The organism is Alkalibacterium gilvum, assembly GCF_900109085.1.
GTDB classification, from domain to species: Bacteria; Bacillota; Bacilli; order Lactobacillales; family Carnobacteriaceae_A; genus Alkalibacterium; species Alkalibacterium gilvum.
Genome location: NZ_FNYW01000081.1, coordinates 1 through 1,653, shown reverse-complemented (window position 1 = coordinate 1,653; position 1,653 = coordinate 1). Strand labels below are relative to the sequence as shown.

Below are 1,653 nucleotides of genomic sequence, written 5' to 3'. Positions count from 1 at the left end.
GTGGGCTCGTCTAAAATTAAGAAATGAGGCTGATTCAAAAGGGCTCGAATAATATCCGTCTTTCTTTTTTCTCCTCCAGAACATTCCCCATAAATTCGGTCTCGTTTATCAGTGAGGTCAATCGCTTGGAGTAATTCGTCCACACGTTTTTGTGCGTGCGCTTTACTAACTCCATAGAGTTGGGCACGAATCATTAAGTTTTCTTCAATTGTGAAATCATCGTCTAAACGATGATTTTGAAAGACAACTCCTATTTCTTCTGGGAGTGTGTCGGTATCAAAATTGATTTCTCCCTTGTCAGGCTTCAGTAATCCAATGATCATATGAATCACCGTTGATTTTCCGGCACCGTTTGTTCCAAGAAATGCAAATGTGGTTCCTTTTCTAACAGAAAATGAAAGATCATTCACTGCCTTTATACTGCCAAACTGTTTACTTAGATGACTAACTTCTAGCATCTTATTCCTCCTCCATTTTGTATAGTCATATCTTAAACTATTTTTTTTCATTAGATTTTATTCTATCAAATTATTCTAACTATATTATCTTAAATTAAGGAGAGATTCATACATGAAATTCTATAGAATCAGGTATCGAGAACCTTATTAGATTAAGGTTCTTTTTTGCGTTCCCCTTGAAATACACGATTATGCTTTTAAAGAGTGGTTATTAGGTATCGGATTTAGTTTCTATTAGCGTGTATTCGAGCTAGTCGTTTGTTAAATTCGTCCTGTTTTTCTTTAGGAAGCATAACTTCTTTCGGTTGAACATAGTCCTTTTTTGCCCAATCAGGAAGGTTCTCCTTACGAACCGTTTTACCTGAACGATTAGGTTTCTTATCGTATTTTCCGTCTACCCATTCCTCTGTCTGCTCTTTGCTCCACGTAAATTCATATGCTAAAACTGGATTTCCTCTTTTATTCGATTTTACCTTTTTAACTTTTAGTCCTTTAAAGAATTGGGGTAGCTCTTTCATGATTGGTTTTAATACTAAACGATCAATTTCACTAGGTTTATAGTAATCTGGCATATCCATCATGCGTTTAAAAGTCTCGATTTTAAATTCTTTCTTCCCAACTGTCCGCCATTGTTTTAAAAGACGATACGCAGTTTTAGAGTAAGTAGACTGCAAATTCACAAATTCTTCTAGTTCATACGTTGTAAAATTAGCTTGAATTTTATTAATAATGTATTCAAAACGAGCGGTAGCCGAGACCACGATCATTTGTTCATCAGGATTGACTGTAAACTCTTGAAAGAGATTCATAATAGAAAAGTTACGTCCAGTTGTTTCGTAATACTGTAAATTCATTACTTTTTTCCCAGCTTTCACCATAACTTCTTCCCATCTTTTATGGTGTTTATCTGCAAACTGCGTCAGTTCTTTTAATTCATCTGTTTCAAGGATAATAGTTTCAATTCCGTTGTCTCTTATTTTTGCGATAACAGTAAAGAATAAGTTCATTTCTTCAGCAGACCATGATCGAAAGGAAACAGAGTTTAAATCATTATGGTATTTAACAACCTCATTCATATTATAAAGACCTCCTAACTAGTTTGTCTTCATGATATCATAATTACTAATAAAGACAATAGAATATTATGTCTTTATTAGTGGCAAAATGTCTTTATGAAGTGGCAAAATGTCTTTAT

Annotated in this window: 2 protein-coding genes; both read right to left on the bottom strand. The window is 34.1% G+C overall.

Annotation, left to right across the window (positions count from 1 at the left end; translation table 11 throughout):
- Positions 1 to 458: ABC transporter ATP-binding protein (locus BMX83_RS10595; protein ID WP_177170587.1), on the bottom strand; the 458-nt coding region annotated here is incomplete at its 3' end.
- Between the two features lie 224 nt (positions 459 to 682).
- Positions 683 to 1,534 (bottom strand): replication initiation protein, encoded by an 852-nt coding sequence (locus BMX83_RS10590; RefSeq protein WP_091636836.1) that lies wholly within the window; start codon positions 1,532 to 1,534, stop codon positions 683 to 685.
- Positions 1,535 to 1,653 lie beyond the last annotated feature (119 nt).